This window comes from Archangium violaceum (assembly GCF_016887565.1).
In the GTDB taxonomy this organism is placed as follows: domain Bacteria; phylum Myxococcota; class Myxococcia; order Myxococcales; family Myxococcaceae; genus Archangium; species Archangium violaceum_B.
Genome location: NZ_CP069396.1, coordinates 9156517 through 9178925, shown reverse-complemented (window position 1 = coordinate 9178925; position 22409 = coordinate 9156517). Strand labels below are relative to the sequence as shown.

The window sequence follows — 22409 nt, the reverse complement described above, 5'->3', positions numbered from 1 at the left end:
TACATCAGGCGGCCCGCATCCGACCCGACATACGTGGGCGCCACCAGGGAGAGTTCACATGAAGCTGCGTACGCTGGGCGTCGCGGTGCTCGGTGCCGTGGGGCTCGCCGCCCTTCCGGCTTGCAAGGAAGAGCAGTCCCCGTCGACCGCCGGCCGGGGGTCCACCCCTCCGTCCTCCGCGCAGGCTCCGGCCGAGGTGAAGAAGGCCGAGGCCCCCCCGGAGGCTCCCGCCCCAGAGGTCGGTGGTGGCACCGTGCGTGGCACCGTCTCCTTCAAGGGCACGCCGCCCGCGTCCGCCGCCATCGCGCCCAGCGAGGATCCCGCCTGCCAGGGCATGGCGCTGACGGACCAGTCCCTCCAGGTGAAGGACGGCAAGCTGGCCAACGTGCTCGTGCGCGTGCGCGGCCTGGTGCCCCGCTCGCGTCCGGCGAAGCCCGCGATCATCGACCAGCAGCAGTGCACCTACCTGCCGCGTGTGCAGGGCGTCGCCACCGGTCAGCCCATCCTCATCAAGAACAGCGACGGCACGCTGCACAACGCGCGCGCTCTCGCCGGGGCGAAGACCCTCTTCAACGTGGCCCAGCCTCCCAACGGCAAGGCCGTGGAGCGCAACCTGCCCGCCGAGGCCGAGGTGGTCCGCCTCAAGTGCGACATCCACCCGTGGATGGTCTCCTGGGTCGTGGTGAACTCCAACCCGTACTTCGCCACCTCCGGCGCCGATGGCTCCTTCTCCATCGAGCACCTGCCCGTCGGCAGCTACACCCTCGAGGCCTGGCACGAGACGCTCGGTACCCAGACGGCCGAGGTGTCCGTGAAGGACGGGGAGACGGCTTCCGTTTCCTTCGAGTTCGCGGCGACGGCTCAGGCCAGGGGCTCCGCTCCCGGGGGCGCGAAGTAGGGGCCCGGATACCCTCACCCCGGCCCTCTCCCAGAGGGAGAGGGTGCTCGGAACCAGGGACTCACACTCGAGAGTGGGTCGCTGTGGGCGGTGACTTGACCGCTGGGGGCCCCTCTCGCCGCAGCGTGAAGCCCACCCGGGCGCCTCCTCCCGGACGGTTCTCCGCGAAGGTGTCGCCGCCGTGCGCCCGGGCAATCCGCTGCACCAGCGCGAGCCCCAGTCCCAGCGAGCCCGCCTCGCGCGCCTCTCCGCCCCGGTCCTTCCGGTAGAAGGGCTCGAAGATGCGCGTCTCCTCGCCGGGCAGCAACCCCGGGCCCCGGTCGTCCACGCAGAAGGCCAGCTGACCGTCGCGCTCGAGCAGCCTCAGGGCCTCGGCGCCCTGGCCGTGCTTGCGCGCGTTGTCCAGCAGGTTGGCCAGTGCGCGCCCCAACAGCGTGGCGTCCCCCACCAGCTTCGCGTCGGCCACCTCCACCGCCAGCGTCTCCACCGGCTGCCCCATCCGCTCCAGCGCCCGCAAAGCCAAGTCCTTCCCGTCCAGCTCACGAGCGCTCAGCTGCCCGAAGTCCAGCCGCGAGCTCGCCAGCAGCTCGCCCACCAGGGCATCCAGCTCCACCACCTCGCGCTCCATCTGGTCCGCCGTGCGCTCCGGGCCTCCGGCGTCGCGCATCAGCTCCACGAGGACGCGCAGGTGCGCCAGCGGCGTGCGCAGCTCGTGCGACACCGCGGCCAGCAGCTCGCGCTGATCCGCCATCTGCCGCTCGATGCGCGCGGCCATCTCGTTGAAGACCTCGGCCAGCACGGTCATCTCGCCGGTGGCGTGCCGGCCCAACTGCACGCGCGCGTCCAGCTTGCCCTCGCCGAGCTCCTGCGCCGTCCGAGCCAGCGTGTCCAGCGGGCGCGACAGCTGCCGGGCGAGCCACCCCGTGGCCATCCACAGCGTGGCTCCGGCCAGCAGCAGCACCATGGGCCCTCGCCAGGGTTGCCGGGGCCGGGTTCGCCCGAAGCAGGCCCGCGCGGTGCCGAGCTTCACGCCCTCGCGCTCCACCGGCACGGTGAGCTCCGAGTGGGGGGCACAGGGCCCACCGGTACGCAGCAACAGCGCCCCGGAGGCATCCCGCAGCTCCACGTCGAAGGCCAGATCCTGGGTGACCGACCGGGCGAGCGCGTCCCGGCGCGCGGGGTCATCCCACACCGCGGCGAGCTGGTGGCCCACGAAGGTGCGCACGCGCTCCGTCTCCTGATGCCAGGAGGAGCCACCGCCCATCAGGCCCCCCATCACGTTCATCACGGTGACGACCACCAGGAAGGTGATGAAGATGGACACACCGAACCAGACGAAGAGCCGCCGGCGCAGGTGGGCCCGGATGAACCAGCCGAGCCGGCTCATGGGCCAGCGCCGGGCCCATCCCCTGTGCCCGTGAGGATGCCGGCCCGCGTGGAAGCGCGAGTCCCGTCTCATGGGCCCTCTTTGGCGAAGAGGTAGCCCACGCCACGCACCGTCTTGATGAGGCGCGAGCCCTCGTCGCCCAGCTTCTGCCGCAGGTGGGAGATGTGCACGTCCACGGTGCGCTCGCCCACCACGGTGTCGCTCCGGCCGGCCTCGCCGAGCAGCGCATCGCGCGGAATGACGCGCCCGGCCCGCCGCACCAGGGCCACCAGCATGTCGAACTCGAGCCCGGTGAGCTCCACCTGCCGGCCGCCCACGCGCACCTCGCGGGCCGACACGTCGATGGAGACGCCGCTGGACTCCAGCTTCTCGGCCACCGAGGCGGGCTGGGCGCGCCGCAGCACGGCCCTCAGGCGCGCGAGCAGCTCGCGCGGGCTGAAGGGCTTGGCCAGGTAGTCATCCGCGCCGAGCTCCAGCCCCACCACGCGGTCCGTCTCGTCGCCGCGCGCGGTGAGCATGAGGATGGGCAGGGTGCTCTTGGCTCGGATGCGCCGGCACACCTCCAGCCCGTCCATGCCCGGCATCATCACGTCCAGCAGCACGGCGTCGTAGGTGTTGGCCTCCAGCGCGGCCAGTCCGCGTCCTCCATCGGGTGCGTGGGCGACGGTGATGCCGTTCTGCCCGAGGTACTGCGCGAGCAGCTCGTACATCCGGGTGTCATCGTCGATGAGGAGGACGCGGGTGGCCATGGGCGTGCTTCGACTCTAACGCGGGCCGGGCTCGCCTGGAGCGTCGGTGAGGGGCGCCTGGGCCTGGGCCTGGGGGGCCTGGGGCGCGGGAGGCTGCCGGGGCGGAGGCCATGACGGCGCGGTGCGGGTGTCGTACTCGTAGCCCCGTCCGTGCTGGCAGGACCAGCCCTGGCCATGACCGTGGCCGTAGCGGTGCCAGCGATAGAGGCTGGCGAAGCCGGACGAGTAGCCAGCGATGGTTCCAACGGCGAGCAGGATGATGAGGGCGCGGCGGCGCATGGTGTGTTCCTTTCGGGGTTCGGGATTCGGGGTTCAGGACGGCTCAGCAGGAACGGGCGCCGCGCCAGCCACCGCAGCCGCCCCCGTAGCCGGAGTGGCGGTAGCCGTATCCCCAGCCGTGCTCGAGCAGGTCCGCCAGCTCGCGCCGCTGCTTCGCGTCCAGCGCCTCGTGGATCTTCGACAGCGAGGTGCGCAGCGTCTTGCGCAGGTTGTCGATGAGCTCGTCGTGCTTCGCGTCCAGCTCGCGCAGGCTGGAACTGTCGAACGCCTCGCCCCGCAGCGAGCGGGCGACGGCGGCGCGCGTGGCGCTCATCTCGTCACGCATCTTCTCGAAGGCCTCGGTGAGGTCGTCCGCGGCCTGGACGATGACCTTCTCCTGGCCGGGCGAGGTGTCCAGGCGCTCGAAGAGCCAGCGCATCCGGCCGCGCCAGCTCCAGCGGCCTCCGTGGCGGTGGCCCCAGCGGCGGTTGCCGCGCAGGGTGTAGAAGAGGCCAGCCAGGCAGGCGGTACCGAAAACGAATCCGAACATGGTTCTGCTCCTTCCGTGAGCGGCCGGGCGGTCAGCGACCCGACATCCATCGGTTGGTGCAGAAGGTACGGGGGGGGTGTGAAGCGGGCGCCCAGTACTTATGAAGAAGTGTGAAGGCCGGTGCGGGAAGACCGGTAGGGAATGGGGGAGGTGCGGGGACCGTTACCTCACCCTGGCGCCCCAACGTCTGGGGTGTCTGTTCAGCAGTCCGTAGAAGCAGAACGCAGAAAGCAGGAAAGAGTATGGCAACGGGTACCGTGAAGTGGTTCAACGACGCGAAGGGCTTCGGTTTCATCGCGCCGGACGACGGTGGCGAGGATGTCTTCTGCCACCACACCGCCATCAACATGGATGGCTTCCGCTCCCTGGCCGAAGGTCAGAAGGTGCAATACGAGGTGACACGCGGCCCCAAGGGCCTGCAGGCGCAGAACGTGCGTCCTGCCTGAGTCCCCGGGCCACGGCCTTCGGGCCGTGTCCTTCGCGCCCGCTCTTCCCTTCGAGGGGGGAGCGGGCGTGTCATTGCGGGGTTCGTCTCGCCCTTCGCTCCTTACCTTGTCCGGCAAAGGGCAAACGCCAACGTCCGCGAAGGAGACGAGATGGGCGACACCAGCGTGAAGAAGGTCGACTCCCAATTCTCCCCGAAGGGGCAGATGGGGCAGAAGTACCTGGCCGGAGGCATTCGGGTCTCCATGCGCCTGTGGGAGAACGAGCAGCCCGCCGAGCCGCTGCCCCCCACCGCGCGCGATTACGAGACGGTGGGCTACGTCATCAAGGGCCGCGCCGAGCTGCACCTCGAGGGACAGGTGCTGCTGCTCAACCCGGGCGACTCGTGGCTCGTGCCCAGGGGCGCCAGCCACACGTACAAGATTCTCGAGTCCTTCACCGCCGTCGAGGCCACCAGCCCGCCCGCCACCGTGCACGGACGCGACGAGAAGGTTCGCGACGACCAGGCCAAGGCCTGACGCGCGGGGGAAGGGGAGTGGGCCCTCCTGGATTCGAACCAGGGACCAATCGGTTATGAGCCGGGAGGGAGCGGGTTGGCAGGGGGTCGCCGCCCCTGTCACCGGCTCGCAACCTACGGAAAAGATTGGGACTTCTCAAGGGGCGGGGGCGGTGCCGGTTGGCACCGTTTCCACCGCTTCGACTGGCCGTGGTGCGCCCGTGGTGCGGAACATGGTGCGGCCGGTGGGCCCGCCGATGCTCACGGTGCGCGAGGTGGCGGAGGAGCTGGCCGTCTGCCGGGCCACCGTCTACGCGCTCCTCGAACGGGGGGAACTGGAGCGGGTGTGGGTCGGGCGCTCCATCCGCATCCCAGCCGCTTCGCTGGAGGCGCTCCTCGCCCGGGGGCGGCGCTGAGGTGGAGGGGCGGGTCGAATCTCTGGAGGGCTGCGCCCTAGAGACCGCTGCCCCCCTTCCGGCACACGCCGTCAGGTTTTGATCGAGGGCTTTTCCAGGACTGAGCCATGGGACTCCGAGGACCACCACCCAAGCCGAGCGGGCTGACAGGGCCGCCGTGCGCGAGGTGGAACCGCCCCCGGGCGTCCCTGAGATGCCCTCGTGGCAGTACGAGGAGGGACGGGCGGAATGGGAGCGGGTGCTGGCAGCTTGAACGAGCTGAAGCGACTCACCCGACATCTACCTTGACACTCTGCGAGGACGGTGAATCGTTATCGGCGCTTTGTGACGGCATCTCTCCCATTCCATGAGCGAGGAGCCATGGCAGTTCTTCTGTATCCGCGCGATCACCTACAGGAGGCGCTGAAGCGGCGAGCCCCAAACTGGCTCGGCAACCTGCGGCTAGTGCAAGTCGTCGGCGAGCTTCTCGATCTCCTCTTCTTCGCGAGCCTCTCGACCGAAGAGGGTAGCGCCACCCGCGTGCAGGTTGTCGTATCGCCGAGAATACCTCTCCAGGATGTCGAGGACAGCTCTGAGTACCTGGGCTCGGATGTACCTCGACAGCGAGCCTGGTCTGTGCTCCCGCTCAAACCGCAACGGCTCGACCTGGAAGCGCTCGTCAAGCTCTCAGTCGTGACCGAGCCTGGTCGAACCGCCGTTGTCTTGGAGCACGAGGAGTCATCCGGCTGGCAGGCCGTGGGAATTGCCAGGCTCAACACCAGCACGAATGGCGGGAACGTTCTCTTCCTGTCCACCACTGCCCCTGGAGCCCTCTCGCTCGTTTATGCCGGCACCGAGATCATGAGGTACGAGCGCGGGCAGCTTGCCGAACCGGCTCCCGACATCTTCATCTCCGATGGCGTGGTGCGCTCCACCATCCTACAGTCGCTAGGGGATCTGCTCAGCGGGGTGAAGAATCGGATCTTCATGCCCAGCCATGGCGAGCGCGTTTTCGAAAGGCTCGTCAGAGGCATGCGAGCGACTGGTCGCGGAGGTCTCATTCTCGTCCAGCCGACTCCATCTCTCGACTCGCAGCAGGACATCCCGAAGCTCGTGCTCACCGAGCCCGACATCCTGGCAGCCAAGATCCGGAACCTCTTTGAAGCAAGCGAACGCGGGTTTGGAGTCGCCTTCCGGGAGGACGAGCGCAATGATGAGTGGGATGAGGCAATGAGCCTCCGCGAGTGGGCTCAGTCCGAGGTGGACTCACTGTCGGATGACATTGCGCGGCTTACCGCCATGGATGGCGCGCTCCTACTCGGGCCAAATCTTCGAGTTTTCGGCGCCGGATACAAGGTGGGCTCGTCCGACACCCTTCCACTCTATGAAGCATTTGACGCGACGGGACAGAGTGTTTCTCCTGTCGAATACCCCCTGGGGATTCACGGGACCAGGCACAGGGCTGCTGCGTCTTTCGTCGCTTCGACCGGCGGATTCGCCTTCGTCGCATCGGAGGATGGCCCAATCAAGTGCTTGATAAAGGAGCAAAGCCGGATCCTATTCTGGAAAGTTCGGTTTCCGGAGATCTAGCTCCTCGCCCGGGGGAGCCGCTGAGGAGGCGGGCCGGTGGTTCCCGGTTCCCGCCCCTATAGGCGGAACCGGAACCGCCTTTGCTCCTCGTCGGGCCCTCCCCTCTGAACCCCCGCTCAGTGGCACTGCCCAGATCCGTGGGCGAGGATGGCGTGCATGGAACTCGCCTACGTGCTCGTGGCGGCCATCGTCCTGCTGTGGGCGCGGTCCGCGTGGAAGAAGCGTCGCAACGAGCGGCTGGTTGCCCTCCGCCGAGTCGAGATCGACGAGCGCAAGGACGTATTCCACTGGTCGTGGACTTTCGACTTCGTAGAGATGCTTCTGGTCTACGAGTACAACGTGTACGACTGGCCTCCGACGGAGAGCCACGACCTTTTCGAACTTCGGCGGCGCGATGGTCCGACGTGGGAGATGCGCTTCCATCCGGACACCGTGCCGGAGGCGCTCAAGGATCTGGAGCGCTCCGCACGCAATCCGTTCGCGGAGCCAGAGCATTTGGCGAAGCAGCGGGCCATGATCACGGACGGGAAGTGGAGGTCCGTCCCGGACGACATCACTACGACCCTGGAGACGAGATACCAGTTATTCGTACGTAACTACGACCCGTCCGTCGATGTGGAGGTCGTGCCACTTGCGGTGTACTGGCGCCGTCGCCTTGCGTTCCAGCGACAGCGCGAGGAGAAGGAAGATGCGGCAGAGGCCGCCCGCAAGGGCACTAGCGCATCTCCGCGAACCAGCCTCGCAACCGGACACGAGAAGACATCGGCCTAAGGAGCGTCCGGCGGCACTGTCCGCAGGTTGGCGACTCGCGCTTGCAGGTGCAGTTCGCGTTCTGCGTCGCGGCGGACGAACTCCAGCCAGAAGCATTCCTCAGCCGCTCCAGTTCGGAGAACGACACCGGCCCGCCGCTGGGGGCCAAGCCGGTTCATCACAACGTTTCCTCAAGGCTGGGCGGCTCGCGTCGTTCCAGGCCCCAGGAGCAGAGACCGATGGAGCATCCCCGCGCGCCCCATCGGTCGAACGTCGAAGCCCCTACCGAATGACTAGGACGCAGCGGGAGGTGGGTCCTTCGGCTGCTCCCCCGGAACGCGAGAGGACTTGAGCGCCGGTTTCTCCTCCTCTGCGTCGGGGGCCGACTGCCTCGCCTTCTGTTCCTTGTGCCCCTTCGGCTCCTTCGCCTTCCGTTCCTTGTGCCCCTTCGGCTTCCGCGCCTCCAGGCCCAGCGCCTGCCGCGCCTCCCGTTCCTTCGGGTCCAGGCCCCAGCCAGAGGGACGGGCGAGCACCAGCGGCATCCCACGGGCGGTCCACGGGAACAGGACGATATCCCCGTCAACGTCGGCCAGTGACTCGGGGAGGGTGATCGCGTTGTGAGGCCCCCAGATGTGCGCCGGGTCCTCCTCTCCACGTATCACCCGACGCACTTGTTCGATGCGTCCTCTCACCAGAGAGAGCATGGAGAAGATGCACGCGGGGGCATCTTCCTCCGACTCCTCGTCCATGAAGCCTTGACGGGTCTGGTAGTCCGCGAGGATCTCCGTGATCCCCTCAAGCTCGACCGCCGGTTTTGTCCCGCTTGCTTCCTCTCCGCTTGTCAGTAGCAGCGCACTCCGTGCGTGGTCGGCTGCGCTTGGTATGCGCGGTCGGTCGGGATGCTTCTGGCTGCCCCGCGGCATCCTCGGCTGGATCGAGTGCCCAAGTGCCCTCGTCCCAGCGTTTCAGGGACTCCGAAGCTTCAAAAGCGGCCAGCCCTTCACCTTTTGCGATCTCCAGTAAGACGGCCCTGGCTTCCGCCGTCCGATAGCGCAGCAGGTAGACCGCCGCCATGCCTCGTACGTCCATTCGGGGATGCGTGAGCAACAGGGCGAGCGCGTCCCGTCCCGCGTTCCCGTGAGCGCGCAACTTCTTGAACGTGGCGAGCCGCTGCTTCGCGTGCCTGTTTCCAGTTCTGGCATCACCTCTGAAGATTGCGTCCGTCTGTTCCGCTGTGTGGTGGGCAAACCTTTCCGCCAGCTCTTCTAGCTGTTCTACCTGACTCTCCAAATCCCTCTCCTGATGTTCTCAATTGCCTTCAGTCCGAACTGACGCTGGGTTTCGTATGACTGCGTGCCAATCCATTGCCGAACCGTCAGGGTTGTGGAGCCGGTGATTCCTTCTCGGATCGACGAGTAGAAGGCGCTCACGTCGGTGTGTAGCCCCGCGTTGAGCGCGGTGATGTTCTCGGTGTTGTGTAAGGCCTCGCCCCCGAACCGCCTCAGGTTGCCCGGTGTCTGCTCCACGATGTGATGCCATTGCTTCCCCAGGCCCGCTGACCCCATGGCCGATTTGAAGCCACTATACGACCCCCACGCTCTATGTCCGTTGGAGAGGAGCCTACCCCGGCTCGGCGCAGGACTCCCAGCGGCAACGCCTCGGGCGGCCATGGCCACGGCCTGAGGCGCCAACACGAGTCGGACCGTTCCCTCGGGAACCGAGACAATGACACGCTCGGCTCCGGTGACCGCGTCCTGCAAGCGCAAGCCAGTATTGGCCGCGAACCTCTCCGAAGCTTGCGCGAATCCCGGTAGATTCGGAGCCTTGGATGCGAGCGCCGACGTTTCCCCTATCGCCGTTGTCGCCACCACCACGAGAATCCGCACACTGTTGGGGCCAATGACACGGCCGAACCGCTCGCCTATCTGGCGCAACTCGGCAAAGGTAGAGGCTCGGGGCGCATCCTCGTAAAGCTCCGCATAGGCTTTCAGCAGGTTGAAGAATTCCCACCCGAGATAAGCCCACATGGCCGCGCTAAAAACCAGGGTCGCGCCCTTTGTCACGGGCTCGGGCACGGGCGCCAACAATAGCGCCATGTAAACCGTGATGGTGATGCTAAGCATCATCATGACGCGCGTGGGATCGAGCATTGCCCGCACTTCCGCGTTGACGCCCTCCAGGGCAGGGCCTACCGCCAGGGCAACCGCAAGGCGGCGCTTGTCGTCATCTTGAAAGCGAGGCCCGTCGTCAAACAGTGTCAGGCAATCCCCCGGGGTGCCGCACCGCTCGCAATAATGGCCGTATGACTGCGCCAGGTCTGCGCTCAAAGCCTCCCCGCTCAAAGACACGGAGACCAACGCCAGCCGACCGCCGACATGCAGAGGGGGGCGGAACGTGGCTACCCGTAGCGGCGCGTTCAGCCAAAATGTTGTCAGGGCTGCCGTAAACTCGGAGTCACTCACCTGCACAGGCGCAAAGTCCGTGGGCAGCTTGGTGAAGACAGCTTCTCCCTGGCCCCCGTCGTCGGCTTCCGCATCCAGCGGCTCCGCCTCGGGGGAATCATGCGGCATGGACGAACGATGACGATACGCCGTCAACCCTCCGCCCCTCGGGGCTCCCGTGGCGCACGCTGTCACCAGCATCAACGCTGCCAGGGCCAGCGCCCCCACGCGCAAGCACCGCCGCGTGTCCACAGGACGCGACTTGTCGGAATGTTTCAACATCGCCACATGTCTCCGGGCGGGCCGCCTGAGTTGGAAGCCCAAACCCGAAGATTACTAGAAATCAGCTGACAGCAAGATCAAGCCACCGGGTCCGGTGAGGTGCTGGAAATTCAGGAGATCAAGTGCATGCGGCCCGCATCGGTGAGGCGCTCTCGGCCACAGCGGACGCGCTCTCGCCAAGTCGCTCAACAACCTGCGGGGCTTCGTGTAGACCGTCTTCTCCAAGGCCATTCAGCGCGGGCTCTGCAAGGACGCCAACCCTACGACTGCGCATCCTCGGGCACTCCTCGCCCACCATCACGGCGGGGGTCTACGGGCACCTCGACGTTGACGACATGCGCGCGGGCCTGGAGCAGCTCAGCTTCCAGCCGTCCGAGGCACCGGTTGCCGAGGTGCTCCCGCTGGCGGTGGGCGGCCCGCATGGTGCGCCGGTGGTGCGGAACCTGGAGAGGGAGGATTCCCGCTCCCGCTCCTCAGCGGAAAATCCCGAAGCGCGGGGCGGGGTTACGGGGAGTGGGCCCTCCTGGATTCGAACCAGGGACCAATCGGTTATGAGCCGACAGCTCTGACCGCTGAGCTAAGGGCCCCCACATGCCACCCACGGACGGCGCCGAGGCGCCGTTCCGACCTGGGAACTATCGCGCACCCCGCTCCGGCGCAAGGGGGCGCGTGCCCGCGCTGCTCAGCGCTTCACGCGCCAGCGCGTGCCCTCTCCTTCCATGCGCACGCCCTCGGCCTTCAGCCGCCGGGATTGTTCCACCGCCACGCCCGGCGCCAGGGTTCCGTCGGCGCGGATGACCCGCCACCACGGCACGTTCTCCAGCGTCTTGAGTTCCCTCCCCACGCCTCGCGCCGCTCCTGGTCGCCCCGCGTAGAGGGCTATTTGCGCGTATGAGCGCACTTCTCCTCTCGGAATGGCTCGCACCGCCCGGCGCACCGCCTCGGGGAAGGGGAGGGGTGGGGGGCGCTCGGCTGTCTTACGCTTCGTCGGCATTGGACCTCCTCGGCTCGGCGCAGACCCTCACCCCAGCCCTCTCCCAGGGGGAGAGGGGGCATACACGGAAAAAGCCCCCGGTCCTCTGGGGGAGCGGGGGCTTCTTCTTACTCCAGCCGCCCCGTCTCACGGAGCGACCTCTTGGGTCGGGTACCCTCACCCCGACCCTCTCCCGGAGGGAGAGGGAGGGGATGGGGTTGGTGGTGCAGGGGCGCTCAGCTCTCCACGAAGGAGCGCAGACGCTTGGAGCGGCTCGGGTGACGCAGCTTGCGCAGCGCCTTGGCCTCGATCTGTCGGATGCGCTCGCGCGTCACCTCGAAGTCCTGGCCCACCTCTTCCAACGTGTGGTCGCTCTTCTCGCCAATGCCGAAGCGCATCCGCAGCACCTTCTCCTCACGCGGCGTCAGCGTGGCCAGCACCTTCCTCGTCTGCTCGGCCAGGTTCATGTTGATCACCGCGTCCGACGGCGACACCAGGCTCTTGTCCTCGATGAAGTCGCCCAGGTGGCTGTCCTCTTCCTCGCCAATCGGCGTCTCCAGGGAGATCGGCTCCTTGGCGATCTTCAGCACCTTGCGCACCTTGTCGAGCGGCAGCTCCATCTTCTCCGCGATCTCCTCGGGCGTCGGCTCGCGGCCAATCTCCTGCACCAGGTAGCGGCTCGTACGGATGAGCTTGTTGATCGTCTCGATCATGTGCACCGGGATGCGGATGGTGCGCGCCTGATCCGCGATCGCACGCGTGATCGCCTGGCGGATCCACCACGTGGCGTACGTCGAGAACTTGTAGCCGCGCTTGTACTCGAACTTGTCCACCGCCTTCATCAGGCCGATGTTGCCCTCCTGGATGAGGTCCAGGAACTGCAGGCCACGGTTCGTGTACTTCTTCGCGATGGAGACCACCAGGCGCAGGTTGGCCTCGACCAGCTCCGTCTTGGCGCGCTCGGCGCGGCGCTCACCCAGGCGGATGGCCTCGTAGTTGCGGCGCAGCTCCTCCACCTCGAGGTTGGCCTCCTCCTCCACCCGCTTGATGTTGCGCGTGGCGGTGCGCACGTCGCGCTCCAACGCATCCAGCTGCTCGCTGGTGACGTTGAGCTTGCGCTGCGCCTTCTTCATGGCCTCGGGATCCTCCTTGGCCTCGCGCAGCAGCTCGCGCATCTGCTCCAGCGGCACCCCGTAGCGGCGCTCCAGCTCGCGCAGCTCCGCCTCCGCCTTCTCCACCCGCTCGATGAGCCCCTTCAGGTTGGCGACGATGCGGTCCACCTGCTTCTTGTTCAGCCGCATCTCCTCCAGGACCTCCATCATCTTGGTCCGGAGATCCTTCACCTCCTGCTTGAGCTCCTTCTTCTTCACCTCGGTGAGCTTCTTCTTGCCGAGCAGCTCCGCGTCCAGCGCCTCGCAGTCCTTGGCGAACTTGCGGATGCGCTCGATCTGCTTGTTGATCTGCTCGATCTTGTTCAGCTCGCTCTGCGCCAGCTGCTGCGGCTGGGCCTCACCCTCGGCGCCCTCCTCCGTGGCCTCCACCTCGGCCTCGCCCTCGCCCTCGCCCTGGGCCTCCTCGGGCGCGTCCTTGATGACGTCGCGCACCCGCAGCTTGCCGTTCTTGAGCTTGGTGCCGATGTCGAGGATCTCCACCATCGCCACGCGGCACGCCAGCAGCGCGCGCAGCACTTCCTTCTCGCCCTCCTCGATGCGCTTGGCGATCTCCACCTCGCCCTCGCGCGTGAGCAGGCTCACGCTGCCCATCTTGCGCAGGTAGAGGCGCACCGGATCGTTCGACTTGCCACCCGGCTCGTCGTCCTCGTCCTTCTCGTCCTCCTCGGCCTCGGCGCGCTCTTCCTCCACCGCGACCGTGGGCTTGATCTCCGTGCTCTGGGCGGCCTTCTGCGCGTCGACGATCTCGATGTCGTTGTCGCCGAACATGCTCATCACGTCGTCGATCTGATCCGACGACACGATGTCCGCGGGCAGGGCGTCATTGACCTCGTCGTAGGTGAGGAAGCCCTTCTCGCGACCGGCGGCCAGGAGATCCTTGACCTCCTTGCGGTCCGCGATGGGCTCCTCGTCCACCTCGTCCTCCACGGCGTCCGGATCGACCTCGACGGCGGCGGCAGCCTCCTCCGCGGCCTCCTCGGGATCGACGTCACCGTCGTCCACCTGCGTCACGGCCTTGCGCTTCTTGAGCGTCTCGGTGGCCTTCTCGGCCGCGGCGGCCTTCTCGTTCTTGTCGGCCTTCTTGGCGGACACGGCGTTGGCGTCGGCGGTCTCGGTACCCTTGGCCGCGGCGTCCTCCGGCTTCTTCTTCTTGCGGATCTCCGGGGCCACCTTCTTCTTGGGCTTGACGGCCACCTTCGAGGAGGGCTTCTGCGTCGGCATTCGGGTACTTCTCCTTGGAAAAACAGGGACCTGGCCTGGAGCGAGCCGGCCGATCTATCGCAAAGTGGAGGATTCTTACAAACGCGAACTCAAACCGGTTGCATCGGTGTCTTTGTTCCCGGGGGAGGCGGGCGGATTTCCTCTTCCACCCTTTTCTTCAGTGCGAGCAGCTCGATTCGCTGTGCGAGAAGGCGCCGGGTCTCCTCTGACAGGTCATGGGCGCCGACCGTCTGGCGGGTGGTGCGCTCGATGTAGGACAACTGCTCGCGGATGCGGCGGAGGATGAGGTTCCGGCAGACGAGCAGGAACGTATGCTCGAGGGCCGAGCCGCCTTCCGGCAGCTGGCGCCAGGCGGCCTCCAGGGCCCGTTTGACGGTGTCGTGGGCCTCGAAGAGGGCGTCCCCGGCGCCGATGCCGGAGGTGGCCTGGGCGAGCGCCATGCGCAGGCCGGGGTGGGCCAGCTCGTCGCAGACGCGGAAGATGTCGCGGGCCACCAGCCGGGGCTCGCGCAGGGCGGCGGCCACGTACATGGCCTCCAGCGCGTCCGGGGGCTTCACAGGGGGCGGGCGGGGCGCCGCGGGGGCCGCTCCCCGGGCAGGCGGCCCGTTGGGACGGCCCGGTGCGTGGGACGCCTCCTGGCCGGGCTTGGGGACGGGCTTCACCTGGGGAGGCGCCTTGCCGCGCAGCGTGGTCTCCAGCTCGGCGGCGGGCAGCCCACACCAGCCGCTCAGCGCGGTGAAGAAGGCCGAGCGCACCAGCCCCACCGGCAGCTGGGCCGACACGGGCTTGAGCCGCTCCAGCGCGGCCATCTTCTCCTCGAAGGAGGCCTCCTTCCCCTGGGGCAGGACGGTGAGGAAGACGTGGTGGGTGAGGGGACGGGCCTCGGCCAGCAGGCGCTCCAGGCCCGTGGCGCCCTCGCGGCGGATGAAGGTGTCCGGGTCGTCGCCCTGGGGCAGCAGGGCCACCTTGGCGGCCGCTCCCGCGGCCAGCAGGGGGCCGGCCAGACGCTCCACGGCGGCCAGACCCGCCTGGTCTCCGTCCAGCAGGAGGAAGAGCTCCCGGGCCTCGGCGCGGCCGAGCACCTTGAGGTGGCCGGGGGTGAGGGCGGTGGAGCACAGCGCCACCGTGTGCTTCACCCCCTCCTGGTGCAGCGCGATGCAGTCGAAGTACCCCTCCACGAGGACGGCGGCCTTGCGGCGGCGGATCTCATCGCGCGCCTGGTCCATGCCGAAGAGGGTCTCGCTCTTGTTGTAGAGCCGGGACTCGCGGGAGTTCAGGTACTTGGGGCCCTCCTCCGCGTCCACCAGCCGGCCGCCGAAGGCGATGGGGCGGCCCTCCGGGGCGCGGATGGGGATGATGAGGCGGCTGCGGAAGAAGTCGTAGTAGCCGTCGCCCTTCTGGCGCTTGGAGATGAGGCCCGCGTTGAGGCCCCAGTCGATCATCCCCACCTTGGCGAGCCGATCCGCCAGCGAGGTCCACGCGGCCGGGGCCCAGCCCAGCCCGAAGGCGCGGGCGGTGTCCTCGCTGATGCCGCGGCTGGCGAGGTAGTCGCGGGCGCGGCGCCCCTCCTCCTCCCACAGGAGCGTCCGGAAGTGCTCGGCCGCCTGGTCGGTCACGTCCTTGAGCTGCTGCCGCTCCCGGGCACCGGGGTCCTGCGCCGCCTCCAGGTCCACCCCCACCTCGCGGGCCAGGTCCCTCACCGCGTCGATGAAGGTCTTCCCCAGGTAGCGCTGGACGAAGGACACGGCGTCGCCGCTGGCCCGGCATCCGTGGCAGAAATAGAAGCGCTTCTCCGGGACGACATAGAAGGAGGGCGTCTTCTCCTGGTGGAACGGGCAGCGGCCCTTGTACTCGCGGCCGGCCTTCTTCAGCTCGACGTAGCGCGAGACGAGGTTCACCAGGTCCACCCGCTCGAGGACCTCCTGGATCTTGTGCTCGGGGATCACAGCCACCCCCTCCGCCCGGCGTGGCCGGACCGACATGGCCCGCGTGCCAGCCCCAGCGGACGAGTATGGGGCGCTCCCCTGACACACGGGGGTCGCGCACCCGGGGCAGGAGGGACGATGTAGGTCCAGCTCGGGTCGGAGGTGTTCAGTGGGAGGGCCATTTCCGGCGCTTCGGGGGCCGCCCGGAACCTGGGCGGGAAGTCAACCGGAATACCCTTAATGGCCGATCAGCGGCCGGGCAAGTTCTCAAGAACCCGCCCGGCGCCGTTCGAGGCCAGAAACGTCAGGACAGCTTGGACAGCTGACTCTTCACTTCCTCGGAGATGGCGCGGCCCTCGGCCCGGCCCTGCAGCTTGGGCGAGAGGAGCTTCATCACCGCACCCATGTCCTTGGCGCTCTTGGCGCCCGCCTGGGTGATGGCGGCCTGGACCTCGGCGCGCAGCTCGTCGGCGGACAGCTGCTTGGGCAGGTAGTTCTGGAGGACGGAGATCTCCTGCTCCTCCTTCTCGGCCAGCTCGGGGCGGCCGCCCGTCTTGTACTGCTCGACGGAGTCGCGGCGCTGCTTGATGAGGGTGCCGATGACCTGAAGGATGGCGCCCTCGTCGAGGGGGCCGGTGGCGCCGGGCTCCACTTCCTTGTACTTGATGGCGCTCTTGAGCATCCGCAGGACGCTGGTGTGCAGCTCGTTCTTCGACCGCATCGCGTCCTTGAGGTCGGCGTCGATGCGCTCTCTCACGGTGGCCATGACAGGGCTCCAGGAATGTGTGGGAAGGGTGCTACAGGGACGAGAGCCAGGGCGCGAACTGACGCGGCCCCGGCTCCCGCGGGGGCGCTAGTACGTCTTGCGCGCCTTCTTCACCGCGCGCTTCTTGGCCGCGAGAGCCTTCTTCTTCCGCTTCACGGAAGGCTTCTCGTAGTGCTCGCGCTTACGGATCTCGGAGAGGATACCAGCCTTCTCGGTGGCCTTCTTGAAGCGCTTGAGGGCGCTCTCGATGGACTCACCATCCTTCACTCGAATGCCGGGCATGCCTGTCACCTCCTTCCGCGTGCGCTAGATGTTAGGGGGCGCCGATATGACGCAGCGGGCGTGAAAACGCAAGGACACCCGCAGAAAAGGGCTTGCCGGGTAGGCTAAAATAGACCCTCCGTGACCCCCGCCCTCTTCCTCGTCCTGTTCTTGTCCGCCGGTCAGCATGGCGGCCAGGGTGCGCTCGGTTGCTGGACATCCTGCCAGAGGCACGTCCAGGACTCCGCCCTTCGCACCCAGGTCTGCAAGCTGTGCGTCACCTCCGGCCGCTCCGATGCCTGGGTGATGGAGCTGGGCAAGAAGCCCGGTCTCCAGGCGGCGGCGGCGCTGAAGTCGGCCCTCTCCGACCCGGACTGGCGGATCCGGTGGGGGGCCCTGCGGGCCCAGGCGAAGGTCCGGGGCTTCACCGAAGCGCGCGTGCTGGCCGACTGGGTCGCCGATGCCCCAGCCAAGGAGGAGGTGCTCGTCTGTCTCACCGCCGCACGGGCCGCCGCGGAGACGGGCCGCTCCACCGCCTCCTTGCTGAAGGAGGCCGGGAGCAGGGGCGGGGAGGCAGCCGCCCGGATCTGGGCCCGTCGGGACGCCATCCGGCAGGCCTTGGAGGTGGAGGTTTACGCCGAGAACGCCTCGCTCCGGGGGGAGGCGCTCGCCCACCTCGCCACCTTCCTCGGCCAGCCACCCGCCCGGGTGCTGCTGAAGGCCATGGAGGGGCGCCCCGAATCCGCCGACGAGGCCCCCGCCTCCGCGCTCCTCCTGGTGGCCGACAAGCAGGGCACCTCGGTGGGGCGGATGCTCCTCCAGGAGGCGAAGCCGGCGGACCAGGTCCTCATCAACCGCCTCTTCGCCGTCTACTCCCAGCACCTGGAGAAGCTTCAGAAGGGGCTCTCCTCCGCCGACATCACGGAGCGGCGCGGCGCCGTGCAGTCGCTGCGGCGCTACGGCCCGCTGGCGCAGCGCGAGCTGGAGCGCGCCCTGGGGGATACGGAGGTGCTGGTGCGCCGGCAGGCGGCGCGCGGGCTCGCCGAGCTCGAGGGCCTGCCGCTGATGGAGGCCGCCGCCCGGCGGCTCCGCGCGGACGGGGCCACGCCGGCCGTCCAACGCACGTGGTTGCAGGTGGCCGCGACCGACAAGGGCTGTGAGCCCTTCCTCCTGGAGGTGGCGCGCGACACGCGGCTCCCCGCGGAGACCCGAGGGGAGGCGGTGGGCCAGCTCTCCGATTGCGCCGGTGGTGGCAAGCGCCGCTTCCAGGTGCTGACTCCCTTCCTCCAGGACTCGCAGGCGCTGGTGCGGGCCGGGGCGGTGCGGGCGCTCGCCGTGCCGCACTCGCCCGAGGGAGACAAGGCCCTCGCCGCCGCGCTCGGGGACTCCGCGCCGGAGGTGGTGGTCGCCGCCCTCGACGTGGTGGGCCAGCAGCGCCAGGTGGGGCAGGCGGAGGCCGCGGTGGTGCTGCTCGGCTCCGAGCACCCCACCGTGCGCGAGGCCTCCGCCCGGACGTTGGAGTGGATCGGCCGGCCCCAGCACGTGAAGCCCCTCGCCCAGACGCTGCACGAGGACAGCGTGCCCGCGGTGCGCGTGGCCGCGGCCCGGACGCTGGGCGTGCTGGGGGGACCCTTCGCCGCCTCCGCGCTCAGTCAGGCCCTCTCGAAGGACCCGGACTCCCACGTCCAGCACGTGGCGCGGCGAGGACTGGAGCGGCTTGGCTTCAACCCTCCCTGAGCGGCTCGCGCGCCCCTTGCGGGCCGTTCAGGTACGTCGCTATGGTACGAGGTCTGGAGAGGTGGGAATGAGGATTACACGAGCCATCGTCATCGAGCCGGGTACCGCCGGGCGCCGCAAGCTGAAAGAGGGACTGGAGAAGGCGGGACTCGGGGTGTCCGCCGTGGCGGGGTGGGAGGAGGCAGAGGGGAGGGCCCAGCTGGTGGTGCTGGGGCCCACGGTGGAGCGGCCGGCCCAGGTGGCGCGCGCGGTGCGGGAGCGGCTTCCCCAGGCGCTGCTGCTGGCCGCCCAGGAGACGCCCGGGAAGGCCAGCTTCGCGGAGGGCATCCTTCCGCTCCCCGTCTCCGCGAAGGACTTGCGGGTGCGCCTGCCCGAGCTGGTGAAGCTGCGGACGCTCTCCCGCGCCAGGCGCTCCGCGTCCGCTCCCGAGCCGGTGCGCGCCCCGGGAGAGGCGTTGTTGGATCCGCTCACCCAGTTCTACGCCTTCGCGCACTTCAAGGACTTCGTCTTCGTCGAGGTGAAGCGCTCACGGCGCCACGGTCTGCCGCTGGCCCTCGCGCTGGTGGCCTTCGATCCGCTCGAGGTGCAGGCGGACCGCGAGCTGCGCGAGCAGCTCCACGGAGGTCTGGCGCTCGCCATCCGGCGCTCGCTGCGCGACACGGACTACCCGGTGCAATACTCGGCGGACCGGGTGCTGCTGCTGCTTCCCCACACGGACCTGGCCGGAGCCCACACCGTGGCCCGCCGCGTCTGCGAGCGCGTGGCCCGTTCCAGTCTCACCTTCGACGACAAGGTCATCCGCCCCACCGTCTCCGTGGGACTGGCCGCGCTCGCTCCCGGGCGGGAGCTGTCCTTCTCCGACCTCATCCGCCAGGCCCAGAGCTCGCTGGAGTCGGCCCGGTCCGCTGGCGGCAACCGCGTGGAGATGCTCGCGGAGACGCCGGGACTCGAATTGGAGATCGAGGGGACTTAGGACGACCCTCACCCCGACCCTCTCCCAGGGGGAGAGGGCCTGACTCACGGACCGCTGATGGCCTTGCCGTCCACCCGGTTCCGTCCCGCTCGCTTGGCCCGGTAGAGGTACTTGTCCGCCGCGGCGATGATGTCCTCCGCCTGCGCGAAGTCAGAGTCGTGCAGCGTGGCCACGCCCAGGCTGATCGTCACCTTGATGGGCGTGCCCGCGAAGATGAAGTCCGTGCGGTCCACCGCCACCCGGCAGCGCTCGGCGCACGACAGCGCCTGCTCCTCACCGGACTCGCGCAGCATCAGGGCGAACTCCTCGCCTCCGTAGCGCGCGAACAGGTCCTCCGTCCGGATGGTGTCGCTCACCCGCTGCGCGATGCGCGCCAGCACGTAGTCGCCCGCCGGGTGCCCGTACACGTCGTTGATCTTCTTGAAGTAATCCACGTCGAACATCACCAGGGACAGGGCCACCCGGTGGCGCAGGCAGTACGCGAACTCCTTGCGCAGCGTGTCGAGGAAGAACTTCTTGTTGTACAGGCGCGTCAGCCCGTCTCGCGTGGCCGACTCGTAGATGCTGCGCTGGTAGGCCTCCTCCAGCTGATCCTGGATGGAGAACTTCAGCACCGTGTTGGAGCCGATCTGGATCTTGTCGCCGTCGTACAGCGGCGCGGCGCTCACCTTCAGCCCGTTGAGGAACGTGCCGTTGGTGCTGCCCAGATCCACCAGCTGGAAGCGCCCATCCCCGAGCGACACCACCTTCGCGTGCTTGCGCGAGATGCCATCGTCCTCGACCTGGAACTGCGCCTCCGTGCTTCGGCCGAGCACCGTCTCCGATCGATCCAGCTTGAACATCCGGCCGATGCCCGCCGGAGACTTCGTGCTGATGACGATCAGATACGCGCTCTGCTGCTGTGGCGCCGCTGCGCCCAGCAGGTCCGAAATCGAATGGACGGCGGTCTTCTCGTCGGACATCGTGCCCCCCATCTTATGGGCCGGAGATGATTACCAGCAAGCAGGCCTCGGACCGGACGCACACGGATGGTCGCTCTTAACGGGCGCGTTTCGAGTTTTTGGCCGGGCTCTCCTGCACGGCCGGAGGGCGCTCGGTCATCTCCCCGACAATTGGCGTCTGGATGAACCGGGCCAGCGCCTCCCTGTCCCGCCGGTGGTAGGCAAGCCCCTGCATCAGCTTCACCAGCGCCGCCGAGGGCGTCATGTCCCCCCCGCTCAGGGCCCCCTCCGCCAGCGCCGCCGCCCCGGACTCGTAGAGCGTGAGGTCCACCCCGTTGCGGTGCGCCTGACTCACCACCACCACCGGCACCTCGCGCTCACGGGCCTGCCGGAAGAGTGGCAGCAGCGAGCGCCCCAGCGACGGATCGATGGGGAAATTGCCCGCGCCATAGGCCTCCACGACCAGGCCGCGCACATGGGGCAGCAGGGCCAGGGGCAGGGCGGGGTCCAACCCCGGGTAGACCTTGAGCAGGAAGACGCGAGGCTCCAGCTTCTCGCGCAGGCGGAAGGGTCCCTTCTGTCTCAGACCCGGCGCGAAGGTGGCATCCACTCCCAGTATGCCCAGCAGGGGGCAGTTGGGGCTCTCGAAGGCGTCGTACTCGGACACCTTCACCTTGCGGGTGCGGTTGCCGCGGTAGAGGTGGGAGTCGAAGCAGATGCTCACCTCGGGAGGCCCCTGGAGGGCGGAGAGCACCGCGTCGATGAGGTTGAGCCGCGCGTCCGAGCGGATTTCTCCCAGGGGCCGCTGCGAGCCCGTCATCACCACCGGTTTGGGCAGCCCGGGCAGCATGAAGGACAGGGCGCTCGCGGTGTGGGCGAGCGTGTCCGTGCCGTGCGTCACCACCGCGCCATCGAACTCCGGCAGCCGGCGGTGCAGGTGCTCGGCGAGCCGGCTCCACAGCTCGGGCTGCATCTCCGAGCTGTCCAGGTTGGAGAAGAGCTCCAGCTCGATGTCGGCGAGCTGGAAGAGCTCGGGGCAGCGGCGCTCGAGCGTCTTGAAGAAGGCGGCGGGCCGCAGGGCGGACGGCCGGCCTCCGGCCATCCCCAGCGTGCCGCCGGTATGCAGCATGAGGATTCTGGGCATATCGCGGGGCCCCTCCCTCGCAGAGCCGGGGTTGCTTTACAAGCCCCGCGCGCATGGCTAAGACCGGCGCGTGCTCCCTGCTCGCTGCAACCGAGTCCTCCTGGCGCTCTCCGTGGCGCTGATGGCCACCGCCTGTTCCAAGAACTCCGAGGCGGCCGCGCCGCCCCAGGCCGCCGCGCCCAGGCCGGCCGCCCCCGCTCCGAGCGCGCCTCCCCCGGCCGCCGCTCCCTCCCCGGGTGGCGACATGCTCGCCGGGATTCCGGGCATGGACTTCTCCGCGCTGCCGCCCGCCGCCAAGCGCGAGCTGTCCACCGTCCTGTCCGATGAGTTCTGCTACTGCGGCTGCCCCCACACCCTGGGCCAGTGCCTGAAGGGGCACACCACGTGCCAGCACGGCAAGCGCATGGCCCGGCTCGCCGCGAAGCAGGCCGCCGCCGGCGTGCCGGCCACGGAGATCATCGTCGCGCTCTCCGAGTACTACGCCTCCTTCCGCGCCCCCCGGAAGACGCTCGAGGTGGACCCGCGCATGTGCCAGGGCGACCCCAAGGCGCAGGTGACGCTGGTGGAGTTCTTCGACTTCGAGTGCCCCTACTGCGGCAAGGCCCGCCCGCTGCTGGAGGCCTTCGCGAAGAAGAACGCCAGCCGGGTGCGCATGTGCGCCGTCCCGTTCCCCCTGCCCATGCACCCCAACGCCATTCCCGCCGGCCAGGCGGCCATGTGGGCGCGCGACCAGGGCAAGTACTGGGAGATGCACGACGCCCTGTTCGAGAACGCGCAGAACCTGTCGCCGGCGAGGATCGTGGAGATCGCCAACAAGCTGGGGCTCAAGGGCGCGGACCTGCAGAAGACGCTCCAGGCCGGCACCTACGCGAAGGAAGTGGAGAAGTACAAGAACCTGGGCCAGGCGGCCAACATCCACGGCACGCCCAGCCTCTTCTTCAACGGCCGCTCCTACGACGCCAACATGGGCCTCACCGAGGACGCCCTCACCCACACCCTGGAGGACGAGCTCGAGTGGCGCGCGAACAAGAACGCGTGGGCCGCCGACTGATGGCG

The 22409-nt window shown here is 68.4% G+C and carries 23 protein-coding genes, 1 tRNA gene and 1 pseudogene; 9 read left to right on the top strand and 16 right to left on the bottom strand.

Going from position 1 to position 22409, the window contains the following annotated elements; all coding sequences use genetic code 11:
• The first annotated feature begins 58 nt into the window (after positions 1 to 58).
• Positions 59 to 898: a carboxypeptidase regulatory-like domain-containing protein gene (locus tag JRI60_RS36615; RefSeq protein WP_204220554.1), complete on the top strand. Its 840-nt coding sequence runs from the start codon at positions 59 to 61 to the stop codon at positions 896 to 898.
• Between the two features lie 61 nt (positions 899 to 959).
• Here the strand turns inward: JRI60_RS36615 and JRI60_RS54715 are convergent, their stop codons facing one another.
• The 4 genes from JRI60_RS54715 to JRI60_RS36595 are packed head-to-tail and all read right to left on the bottom strand — an operon-like array spanning position 960 to position 3842.
• Entirely contained in the window at positions 960 to 2357 is a 1398-nt protein-coding gene (locus JRI60_RS54715; RefSeq protein ID WP_275439046.1) for a HAMP domain-containing sensor histidine kinase, read from the bottom strand.
• Entirely contained in the window at positions 2354 to 3034 is a 681-nt protein-coding gene (locus JRI60_RS36605; RefSeq protein ID WP_204220553.1) for a response regulator transcription factor, read from the bottom strand. The genes JRI60_RS54715 and JRI60_RS36605 overlap by 4 nt, the downstream gene beginning before the upstream one ends.
• Before the next feature lie 15 nt (positions 3035 to 3049).
• On the bottom strand, positions 3050 to 3313 hold the full coding sequence (locus tag JRI60_RS36600) for a hypothetical protein (RefSeq protein ID WP_204220552.1): 264 nt from the start codon (positions 3311 to 3313) through the stop codon (positions 3050 to 3052).
• 43 nt (positions 3314 to 3356) lie between these two features.
• Complete coding sequence (locus JRI60_RS36595; protein ID WP_204220551.1) at positions 3357 to 3842, bottom strand: periplasmic heavy metal sensor; 486 nt, start codon at positions 3840 to 3842, stop codon at positions 3357 to 3359.
• Between the two features lie 242 nt (positions 3843 to 4084).
• Between JRI60_RS36595 and JRI60_RS36590 the strand changes: the two genes are divergently transcribed.
• The 5 genes from JRI60_RS36590 to JRI60_RS36570 all read left to right on the top strand — a co-directional run bounded on the left by JRI60_RS36590 (position 4085) and on the right by JRI60_RS36570 (position 7538).
• Positions 4085 to 4288, top strand: coding sequence for a cold-shock protein (locus JRI60_RS36590; RefSeq protein WP_204220550.1), 204 nt, complete (start codon positions 4085 to 4087; stop codon positions 4286 to 4288).
• A gap of 150 nt (positions 4289 to 4438) precedes the next feature.
• Complete coding sequence (locus tag JRI60_RS36585) at positions 4439 to 4804, top strand: cupin domain-containing protein (protein WP_204220549.1); 366 nt, start codon at positions 4439 to 4441, stop codon at positions 4802 to 4804.
• 199 nt (positions 4805 to 5003) lie between these two features.
• Positions 5004 to 5198: a helix-turn-helix domain-containing protein gene (locus JRI60_RS36580; protein ID WP_239469926.1), complete on the top strand. Its 195-nt coding sequence runs from the start codon at positions 5004 to 5006 to the stop codon at positions 5196 to 5198.
• Positions 5199 to 5558: 360 nt separating this feature from the next.
• On the top strand, positions 5559 to 6767 hold the full coding sequence (locus JRI60_RS36575; RefSeq protein WP_204220548.1) for a putative sensor domain DACNV-containing protein: 1209 nt from the start codon (positions 5559 to 5561) through the stop codon (positions 6765 to 6767).
• Positions 6768 to 6923: 156 nt separating this feature from the next.
• Positions 6924 to 7538 carry a hypothetical protein gene (locus tag JRI60_RS36570; protein ID WP_204220547.1) on the top strand — a complete coding sequence of 205 codons (615 nt, stop codon included), beginning with the start codon at positions 6924 to 6926 and terminating at the stop codon, positions 7536 to 7538.
• Between the two features lie 272 nt (positions 7539 to 7810).
• Here JRI60_RS36570 and JRI60_RS36565 read toward each other — a convergent pair whose 3' ends face one another.
• From JRI60_RS36565 to rpsU, 10 genes and pseudogenes are all read right to left on the bottom strand, one after another.
• Positions 7811 to 8440 (bottom strand): hypothetical protein, encoded by a 630-nt coding sequence (locus tag JRI60_RS36565; protein WP_239470943.1) that lies wholly within the window; start codon positions 8438 to 8440, stop codon positions 7811 to 7813.
• Between the two features lie 7 nt (positions 8441 to 8447).
• Positions 8448 to 8807: pseudogene (locus JRI60_RS36560) on the bottom strand (DUF2019 domain-containing protein); the annotation flags it as partial.
• Positions 8792 to 10240 (bottom strand): SitA5 family polymorphic toxin, encoded by a 1449-nt coding sequence (sitA5, locus tag JRI60_RS36555; protein WP_430384338.1) that lies wholly within the window; start codon positions 10238 to 10240, stop codon positions 8792 to 8794. The gene sitA5 and the pseudogene JRI60_RS36560, both read right to left, overlap by 16 nt.
• 260 nt (positions 10241 to 10500) lie before the next feature.
• On the bottom strand, positions 10501 to 10662 hold the full coding sequence (locus JRI60_RS36550) for a hypothetical protein (protein ID WP_204220543.1): 162 nt from the start codon (positions 10660 to 10662) through the stop codon (positions 10501 to 10503).
• Positions 10663 to 10754: 92 nt separating this feature from the next.
• Positions 10755 to 10827: transfer RNA gene (locus JRI60_RS36545), tRNA-Ile, on the bottom strand.
• A 95-nt stretch (positions 10828 to 10922) separates the two neighbouring features.
• Positions 10923 to 11234 (bottom strand): MGMT family protein, encoded by a 312-nt coding sequence (locus tag JRI60_RS36540; protein ID WP_204220542.1) that lies wholly within the window; start codon positions 11232 to 11234, stop codon positions 10923 to 10925.
• A 215-nt stretch (positions 11235 to 11449) separates the two neighbouring features.
• Positions 11450 to 13606, bottom strand: coding sequence for an RNA polymerase sigma factor RpoD (gene rpoD, locus JRI60_RS36535; RefSeq protein ID WP_204220541.1), 2157 nt, complete (start codon positions 13604 to 13606; stop codon positions 11450 to 11452).
• Positions 13607 to 13695: 89 nt separating this feature from the next.
• Positions 13696 to 15552 carry a DNA primase gene (gene dnaG, locus JRI60_RS36530; protein ID WP_430384417.1) on the bottom strand — a complete coding sequence of 619 codons (1857 nt, stop codon included), beginning with the start codon at positions 15550 to 15552 and terminating at the stop codon, positions 13696 to 13698.
• Positions 15553 to 15835: 283 nt separating this feature from the next.
• Positions 15836 to 16297, bottom strand: coding sequence for a GatB/YqeY domain-containing protein (locus JRI60_RS36525; protein ID WP_204220539.1), 462 nt, complete (start codon positions 16295 to 16297; stop codon positions 15836 to 15838).
• Positions 16298 to 16384: 87 nt separating this feature from the next.
• A complete protein-coding gene (rpsU, locus tag JRI60_RS36520; protein WP_002621505.1) occupies positions 16385 to 16579 on the bottom strand; it encodes a 30S ribosomal protein S21 in 195 nt (64 codons plus the stop codon).
• Between the two features lie 120 nt (positions 16580 to 16699).
• On the opposite strand from rpsU, the gene JRI60_RS36515 reads away from it, so the two are divergent.
• On the top strand, positions 16700 to 18295 hold the full coding sequence (locus JRI60_RS36515) for a HEAT repeat domain-containing protein (RefSeq protein ID WP_204220538.1): 1596 nt from the start codon (positions 16700 to 16702) through the stop codon (positions 18293 to 18295).
• Between the two features lie 67 nt (positions 18296 to 18362).
• A complete protein-coding gene (locus JRI60_RS36510; protein ID WP_204220537.1) occupies positions 18363 to 19268 on the top strand; it encodes a GGDEF domain-containing protein in 906 nt (301 codons plus the stop codon).
• Between the two features lie 44 nt (positions 19269 to 19312).
• Here the strand turns inward: JRI60_RS36510 and JRI60_RS36505 are convergent, their stop codons facing one another.
• Positions 19313 to 20230, bottom strand: coding sequence for a GGDEF domain-containing protein (locus JRI60_RS36505; protein ID WP_204220536.1), 918 nt, complete (start codon positions 20228 to 20230; stop codon positions 19313 to 19315).
• Between the two features lie 76 nt (positions 20231 to 20306).
• Complete coding sequence (locus JRI60_RS36500) at positions 20307 to 21353, bottom strand: asparaginase (protein WP_204220535.1); 1047 nt, start codon at positions 21351 to 21353, stop codon at positions 20307 to 20309.
• A 70-nt stretch (positions 21354 to 21423) separates the two neighbouring features.
• Here JRI60_RS36500 and JRI60_RS36495 point away from each other — a divergent pair, with 70 nt between their 5' ends.
• Positions 21424 to 22404: a DsbA family protein gene (locus JRI60_RS36495; protein WP_239469925.1), complete on the top strand. Its 981-nt coding sequence runs from the start codon at positions 21424 to 21426 to the stop codon at positions 22402 to 22404.
• The last annotated feature ends 5 nt before the right edge of the window (positions 22405 to 22409 follow it).

Coding starts and splice junctions, on each gene's coding strand:
- JRI60_RS36615 (WP_204220554.1), top strand. CDS start 59: ATGAAGCTGCGTACGCTGGGCGTCGCGGTGCTCGGTGCCGTGGGGCTC.
- JRI60_RS54715 (WP_275439046.1), bottom strand. CDS start 2,357: ATGAGACGGGACTCGCGCTTCCACGCGGGCCGGCATCCTCACGGGCAC.
- JRI60_RS36605 (WP_204220553.1), bottom strand. CDS start 3,034: ATGGCCACCCGCGTCCTCCTCATCGACGATGACACCCGGATGTACGAG.
- JRI60_RS36600 (WP_204220552.1), bottom strand. CDS start 3,313: ATGCGCCGCCGCGCCCTCATCATCCTGCTCGCCGTTGGAACCATCGCT.
- JRI60_RS36595 (WP_204220551.1), bottom strand. CDS start 3,842: ATGTTCGGATTCGTTTTCGGTACCGCCTGCCTGGCTGGCCTCTTCTAC.
- JRI60_RS36590 (WP_204220550.1), top strand. CDS start 4,085: ATGGCAACGGGTACCGTGAAGTGGTTCAACGACGCGAAGGGCTTCGGT.
- JRI60_RS36585 (WP_204220549.1), top strand. CDS start 4,439: ATGGGCGACACCAGCGTGAAGAAGGTCGACTCCCAATTCTCCCCGAAG.
- JRI60_RS36575 (WP_204220548.1), top strand. CDS start 5,559: ATGGCAGTTCTTCTGTATCCGCGCGATCACCTACAGGAGGCGCTGAAG.
- JRI60_RS36570 (WP_204220547.1), top strand. CDS start 6,924: ATGGAACTCGCCTACGTGCTCGTGGCGGCCATCGTCCTGCTGTGGGCG.
- JRI60_RS36565 (WP_239470943.1), bottom strand. CDS start 8,440: ATGCCGCGGGGCAGCCAGAAGCATCCCGACCGACCGCGCATACCAAGC.
- sitA5 (WP_430384338.1), bottom strand. CDS start 10,240: ATGTTGAAACATTCCGACAAGTCGCGTCCTGTGGACACGCGGCGGTGC.
- JRI60_RS36550 (WP_204220543.1), bottom strand. CDS start 10,662: ATGCGGGCCGCCCACCGCCAGCGGGAGCACCTCGGCAACCGGTGCCTC.
- JRI60_RS36540 (WP_204220542.1), bottom strand. CDS start 11,234: ATGCCGACGAAGCGTAAGACAGCCGAGCGCCCCCCACCCCTCCCCTTC.
- rpoD (WP_204220541.1), bottom strand. CDS start 13,606: ATGCCGACGCAGAAGCCCTCCTCGAAGGTGGCCGTCAAGCCCAAGAAG.
- JRI60_RS36525 (WP_204220539.1), bottom strand. CDS start 16,297: ATGGCCACCGTGAGAGAGCGCATCGACGCCGACCTCAAGGACGCGATG.
- rpsU (WP_002621505.1), bottom strand. CDS start 16,579: ATGCCCGGCATTCGAGTGAAGGATGGTGAGTCCATCGAGAGCGCCCTC.
- JRI60_RS36510 (WP_204220537.1), top strand. CDS start 18,363: ATGAGGATTACACGAGCCATCGTCATCGAGCCGGGTACCGCCGGGCGC.
- JRI60_RS36505 (WP_204220536.1), bottom strand. CDS start 20,230: ATGTCCGACGAGAAGACCGCCGTCCATTCGATTTCGGACCTGCTGGGC.
- JRI60_RS36500 (WP_204220535.1), bottom strand. CDS start 21,353: ATGCCCAGAATCCTCATGCTGCATACCGGCGGCACGCTGGGGATGGCC.